Origin of the sequence: Lysinibacillus mangiferihumi, from assembly GCF_003049665.1 — a bacterium.
GTDB lineage: Bacteria > Bacillota > Bacilli > Bacillales_A > Planococcaceae > Lysinibacillus > Lysinibacillus mangiferihumi.
Genome location: NZ_PYWM01000068.1, coordinates 1 through 6,372, shown reverse-complemented (window position 1 = coordinate 6,372; position 6,372 = coordinate 1). Strand labels below are relative to the sequence as shown.

The following is a 6,372-nucleotide window of genomic DNA, read 5'->3' as shown; positions in this document are numbered from 1 at the left end:
GCGCATATCCATTCATTCAATTTCGGATTGTGTTGCCATCCACAAGCTTGATGCACCATCATTCGAATATGCTTATCGATTACTTTGGCCTCTTCCCATGATTTGAACCATTTTTCTATTTCACCGAAAATCGGATCAGCAGCCTTTAATATTTCCTCTGGCACCAGCTTCGCATTTTTAAGCGACAATCTACCATCCGATTCATCCCGATATATTTCAGCACCACTTTTCCAAATTTGTGAAAGGACATATAAAACCATCAATCTGCCACCAAGAAGTCAAAATAAATTCGTTCATTTTTTGAGATTTGTTTTGATGAGAAACCAAAAATATTCATTTTTCTACCGAACCAAATTTTTGTTTCTGCTTTTTCATTTTGTTCGCAACAGAATTTTTTATATTTCTCATACACTTCATTTTGAGATAAAACGGCACCTGGACTTTTTACGATTTTATTTCGAATAAATTCATCAACCATTTTTTCATCTCCTTCAAGTTATTAATATTTAAAAAACAGTCTCCTAACTAACTAAAACCACCCTTAAACAACCCTAAAGTTACTTAAATAACTACCCACTAAACCTTACAGCCACAAGGCTTCAAGGTTGTTTTCACCGCCTAAAAGTTACATAAGTTATCAGTTGCGGAGTTCGGGGCTCTATATATATATTTATTTTTTATTTTGTTTTTTAAATGAACTCCAAAACAAATAACTAAAATAACTAAAGTAGTAAAAAACACCTCTTAAACCCTTGGTATGACTGATTTTTTAAAAATTTTATTAAAGTTATTGAACTAGTAAAATGGTTATCAAACGAGCTTAAAACCACTTGTTTCTTCATTTACAGTAACCCCTTTAGTAACTGGCTTTCGTTCATTTAAGGTAATTCCTGTCAAAAACATTTTATTTCCAGTGCCTTTTGTTTTTCCGAAACCTTTTGTTTCTAACATGCGATAAAACGATCGATTTCCAATTTGACGCTCTCCAGAATTAAGACACCATCTGTCGTAGACTTTGTACAATTCTTGTGCTTCAATTCGAATTGCTTCATTTTTCGGTTCATCTGTATAACAAATTTCACTAAGGAATGGTGCTAAAATATCCATTTCCTCTTTGTAATTACCTGTTGCATCCACAACAATCTTTGGCTCTTTCAACCCCGACTGCTGCCACTTCATGCAGCCTTCCAAAGCCCAATTTAAAATACCTGACATTTCAAGTGATAATTTCTCTTCAAGTTTTTTATCTCGCTCATGTGGTTTTAAATTTAAGGTAAATGGAATGATTTTTACTCTTCGCCAAATACCTTCATCCACACCGCCAATGATCGGTTTATGGTTTGTAGTAAAGAAAACTTTAAATTCTGGGATGAACTCAAAAAACTCTTGTCGTAAGAATCGGGCCAATATCGGCTCCCCACCTGTAATTGTTTTCACAAGTGATTCCTGTAGTTTTTCCCCTTCCTCACTCTCCACCGCTGAAACGAATCGGCTACCGACTAAACGGGCAATATCGTTATTGGCACCATCGTTTTTCTTTTTGATGAAGGTGTCTGATTTTGTTTGTAAACCATAGTCACCCATCATTGCTTTGATGATATTGATAAACGTTGATTTACCATTGGAACCACCGCCCACAAGGAAATACATACCTTGTTCACTAATATCACCTGTCATGCTGTAGCCAATTAAACGTTGCATATAATCGATTAGCTCGTTGTCACCTTTGAAAATTTGCTGTAAAAAACTTAACCATGTAGGACATTGAGCCTTTTCTTCAAATTCAACATTTGCTAATTTAGATAAACGGAGATCACGATCATGTTGCTGTAGTTTCCCTGTTCGTAAGTTTAAAATTCCATTGGAGCAATTGAATAAATATTTATGTTGGTCAAATTCTTCACGTTCAGCTGGAACCAAAGGCATTAAATCTTTAATGCTATTCATTCGAATATTTCTTTTTCCACATTTACGTGCCCATGAACGTTCCATTTCATCTTCTGATTTTTCTAGATCACGTAGAACCTTATTTGCTATGCGTTCGATTTGTAATTTGTTATCGTATTTCCACCGTTTGCCGTCCCATAACATCCATCCAATTTCGCTTACAAAACGAATGGTATGGCCGTATTCATATGCGATACGCTCGGCATTACCTAATTCATTAAGTCGGAATTTCTTTTTCGGTTTTTCTTCTACTTCTTCTGCCACAGCGCCGACTGTGAATGACACATCAAATTCCGCATATTCTTCTTCATGCTTGTGGTCTAACACGGTTGTAGTAGTTGAAGTAATAGCCATTGCTATAGTACGTTCACCATACGTTTCATTCGTATCACGGAAATGAATAACATCCCATTTATCACGCATAAGGCCTGTTTCGCGAAACATTGCATCCATACGTGTAGCACTTTTCCCCGTCCAGAACGCAAGGTGGTTGGATAGTGCTAAATCGCTAGCTGAATGATCATCATTGATTAGATTGCCATTGTATAAGCTGCGTATCTCATCACCGTTTTTACTACGGAACATCTTCTGCCAAAGTGATTCATTGGATAGTTTGATTTCATCCTTTTCAAACTCAGCCAAGTTGACACGACCTTGAATATCGCTGTCGTCAAAGTACTGTTCAAAGATTTCAGCCAGTTCATCTGTACGCTCATAAATTTCGTTTGAATTTTCGCGATTACCCGTGAATGAAAAATAGCGTCCATATGAATAAATTTCTATTCCGTGTCTAGTATTTTTACGGCCTGTACCTAATATTGATTGTGGAAGGTTACCCCGAATGATGATGTGAATGCCTTTGCCGGATGGTGAAAATTCTGTGTAACTGTCTAATGTATCAATGATTTCCGTTGAAAAAGTGTTCGGTTTATCATCCGTAACACAATTATCCAAGTCGATTCCAATATAATTATCTTGTCTACTAAAAACGAACCCTATGCCGTCATATTCACCTTCTAAATAGTTTTTGACTGCCGTTGCAAAAGTAGACCAAGTTCGACGGTTATTAGCTTGAGCCATTTCACCATTTGCTTGATACGGAACTTTTGTTGGTTTACCATCACGCTCTTCTTTGCGCCACAGTATCCACTGAGGAAGGGCTTTAAGCTCTGACGGTATGCTATTAAAATCGTAATGTTCCTTCATGGTTGCACTCACTACTTTCTTAATTCGATATTAATTTTTTTAATATCTGTTAACTTAGTAATATCAATATCCACATCGTATTCATATCCACAATCTGTCCAGGATTTAGTGTAAGTGGCTTCTGCATATACAATGAAAAATTGTTCTCCTTCTTCTGACAATGCATCCATAATTGCATGTTCAACATCACAAAACATTTCTTCATGACTTCTCGATTCATCTTGTATAATTTCAAAGATTTCAATATCAAACGTTCCATTTTCACATTCGAATATTTGCCCACTAACAATTGCATTCCCGTCCATTTCTCATTCACTCCTTTGTTGTTTAGCGGCTGTGATACGACCATTATTATTTTGATGAGCTAATGAGTATTTCACGCCATTCACTTCAATCAATGTAGGAACACCACTTTTGGCCTTCAATACTTTTACAGGTGCATGAAATGTACTACCTTTTTTCATAAAATCACTCCTAAACTATTAAATATGGGTATAAAAATAGAGAAGTCCGCCTAAAACAGACCTCTCTATTTAGTTTTATTAGAATGGTAAATCGTCTTCGTTAATTTCTATTGGCTTTTTATTATTAGCAAACGGATCTTCATTTTTGGATACCTTAGAAGGTGCTACGAATGAAACACGTGGATATTTGCGTTCCTTGTCGTTTTTGTCTTCCACATGCTTGATATACACTAATACGTTTTTACCAATGATATTTTTAACTACCTCATCTAATTCAAGGCTTTGCTTACCGCTGTAACCGCAGGCCACTAAGAATGAGTTTCTTTTCTTTTCGGTATTTTCAGCGTATTCCGGATTAGTACTACTTAAATAAAGCGTGTTATAAAGAACTTTTGCTCCTTGATGTTTTTGGTCAACATCAGAACGAATTTCTACATCGAATCCAATTGAATATTGACCTTGCCACTCTTTAGCCTCGGCATTAATTATTGCAGCTTCATATTTCCCTTCAGCTACTAATTGAAATTCACCAGATGATACATTTTCTTCATCAAAATTAATTTTGAAACCCATAATTATTTTTCCTCCTTATTATCTGTGGAAGGCACATGGCCAACCTTGAAAATATTTTCTTGCGAACATGCCTTACGATCATCCAATTGATTCTTAGCGAATAAATAATCAGTTGGTTCTAAAAGGAATCCACGTTTTTGCGTTTCAGGATTGATAACTAATTTACCGACTACATGACAAAGGCCCATAAAGTTATTCAAAATCTTGTCTCGCATGTCTGGATATGAACGATTGACAGCTTGACCACTTGGCAATTCCCATTTATCTGTTGTTTCCCATGCAGTAAATACCACTCGTTTTCCTAACGTTTGGATAAAACGAACACTATCTATGATGAAGAAATCAATTTGTTGATAGTTGGCCATCGATGGTACTCGGTTGTTTTTGCCGTCGCGTCCTAAATTACCAAGCATGGAACGAGTTAACTCTGAAATATTATCAAATACTAAGTTGTCGTATTTTGATAAGTCAGTACGTGCTAAATCTCGCATTAGCGCATTCCATTCTTCCCATGCCTGGTGACTATTGAATTCGACAATGTCGATATTCTCGCAACCTTTTAAAACTGAATGTGTTTTATCTAGAGGGACATAAAGTGTTTTGCCTTCTAAATATTTGATTGTGGACGTTTTGCCCATACCAGGTGGAGCATAAAGTAAAAACGTTGAAGCATCAATTTGTATATCAGTTGCACTTGAAACTTTCATATTGCCTTCCACACTCCTTTTTATTAAAATGGCATATTTTCATTAGCATCATCTTTTTTCTCTTCAACCCCAGCGAATGGATCTTCGAAATCTGGCAATTTTTCATCTTGATTTTCTAATTTAACGCTGCCATCTAGATTGACTGTATACGGTACACCTTCATGCACTTCATCAATGCTCATTTGACCATCTGGAGCATCATTTTGTCGTGGATTACTTTCCATTACTTCTTTTGGAGTGTTGAATGTATACGTTAAATCAATTAAGAAGTATTGACCGTGCTTGTTATATTTTTCACTGATTTTATTCATGGTTAAAGCCGCATTTTCTTTTGCCGTTTCTACGATTTCTTCGGCTTCCTTACGAGTGTAAGCAATGTGTTGTTCTTTTTGATTGAGTAATTTTTTCAAGTGGGTTTCCTCCTAATTAGCTTTCTAATGTATTGAGTGCTTCTTTTAAAGAATCAATTGCACTTTTTATTTCTGACTGGATATACTGGACATCTTCTTCTGTATTGACTTCGAAATCGATGTCTGAAAGTGTATCAATAGCAGAATTTATTTCTGATACTGCCGAATCTCTAAAGTTTTCAGCTTCTGTTAACGCATCTGATAAGCCATTTACTCGTACCATTGTTATCCTCCTAAGTAGTGATTTTAAATGTTGTGCCACCTTCTGAAATCGGAACGTTTGGAACCACTTGACCGTTTGAATCAACGACTTTTAAATCATTTGTTAGCGTTAATTCCTTCTTAAATTCAGTCCACTTTAGTTCCTTTTTGACTTCCACAAATTCATTGAAGTTATTGTGTTCTGCGTACTCAATCAACTGTGGAAGACCATCCTTTTCTGGTTTAACAATGGCTGGTTTACGAGTAGTAGATTGGATTTTACCGTTAGGTGTACTAATTGATTTTTGTTTAGGATTTTCGGCTAAAATACGTGCATGATAATCTGTAAGTAAATATTCAAAGAAGCTATTATCACGCTCCGTTTTAGCACGTTCTTCTTTAATCCATTGCTCATACTTAGCAAAAAGCTCTTCTTTTTCTTGTAGCGATTTATTGTTAATGGAAATTTTGCGTAATGCCCAATCTGCTGAATCTAAACCATCTATTTTAAATTGCTCAACTACTTCTTCTTTTGTTAATTCAACTGAGCTGTCTTGTAACCGTTCGTCTAATTGTTCAAGTTTGTTTGCTAACATTATTTGATACCTCCTACAACAGGTACTAAATCAATTCGACCTTTTATGAAAACTAATTCATAAGGAATTAACTTACCTTCTTTGTACTCGTTAATGCGTACAACTTCGAAAGCTTCATGCTCCGTTGATTTATCAGCTACAAATTCGATGATTTGGCTTGGATTATTAAACTTCGAAACTTTATTTTCTTCTTGCTCTGTTGAGTATTTAAATTCAACGATTAGAAACATTATTCAACACCTCCATAAATAGCGTTAGTGTCGTTGAT

10 protein-coding genes and 1 pseudogene are annotated in these 6,372 nt (G+C 35.7%); all 11 read right to left on the bottom strand.

What is annotated here, in order from left to right:
* Positions 1-260: pseudogene (locus tag C9J37_RS26975) on the bottom strand (hypothetical protein); the annotation flags it as partial.
* A complete protein-coding gene (locus tag C9J37_RS26970; protein ID WP_107897866.1) occupies positions 260-478 on the bottom strand; it encodes a hypothetical protein in 219 nt (72 codons plus the stop codon). The gene C9J37_RS26970 and the pseudogene C9J37_RS26975, both read right to left, overlap by 1 nt.
* 332 nt (positions 479-810) lie before the next feature.
* Positions 811-3,153: a phage/plasmid primase, P4 family gene (locus C9J37_RS26965; protein ID WP_107897865.1), complete on the bottom strand. Its 2,343-nt coding sequence runs from the start codon at positions 3,151-3,153 to the stop codon at positions 811-813.
* 11 nt (positions 3,154-3,164) lie between these two features.
* A complete protein-coding gene (locus tag C9J37_RS26960) occupies positions 3,165-3,458 on the bottom strand; it encodes a hypothetical protein (RefSeq protein ID WP_107897864.1) in 294 nt (97 codons plus the stop codon).
* Positions 3,459-3,461: 3 nt separating this feature from the next.
* Entirely contained in the window at positions 3,462-3,617 is a 156-nt protein-coding gene (locus C9J37_RS28675; protein ID WP_167397456.1) for a hypothetical protein, read from the bottom strand.
* Positions 3,618-3,695: 78 nt separating this feature from the next.
* Positions 3,696-4,190: a DUF669 domain-containing protein gene (locus C9J37_RS26955; RefSeq protein ID WP_107897863.1), complete on the bottom strand. Its 495-nt coding sequence runs from the start codon at positions 4,188-4,190 to the stop codon at positions 3,696-3,698.
* A gap of 2 nt (positions 4,191-4,192) precedes the next feature.
* Entirely contained in the window at positions 4,193-4,897 is a 705-nt protein-coding gene (locus C9J37_RS26950; protein WP_107897862.1) for an AAA family ATPase, read from the bottom strand.
* A gap of 23 nt (positions 4,898-4,920) precedes the next feature.
* Positions 4,921-5,307: an organic solvent tolerance protein OstA gene (locus tag C9J37_RS26945; protein ID WP_235617276.1), complete on the bottom strand. Its 387-nt coding sequence runs from the start codon at positions 5,305-5,307 to the stop codon at positions 4,921-4,923.
* A 16-nt stretch (positions 5,308-5,323) separates the two neighbouring features.
* Positions 5,324-5,530, bottom strand: coding sequence for a hypothetical protein (locus C9J37_RS26940; RefSeq protein ID WP_107897861.1), 207 nt, complete (start codon positions 5,528-5,530; stop codon positions 5,324-5,326).
* Between the two features lie 10 nt (positions 5,531-5,540).
* The gene (locus tag C9J37_RS26935; protein WP_107897860.1) at positions 5,541-6,104 is read right to left on the bottom strand and encodes a host-nuclease inhibitor Gam family protein; all 564 of its coding nucleotides are present in this window, start codon (positions 6,102-6,104) and stop codon (positions 5,541-5,543) included.
* Complete coding sequence (locus C9J37_RS26930; RefSeq protein WP_107897859.1) at positions 6,104-6,334, bottom strand: hypothetical protein; 231 nt, start codon at positions 6,332-6,334, stop codon at positions 6,104-6,106. Before C9J37_RS26930 ends, C9J37_RS26935 begins: the two co-directional genes overlap by 1 nt.
* Positions 6,335-6,372 lie beyond the last annotated feature (38 nt).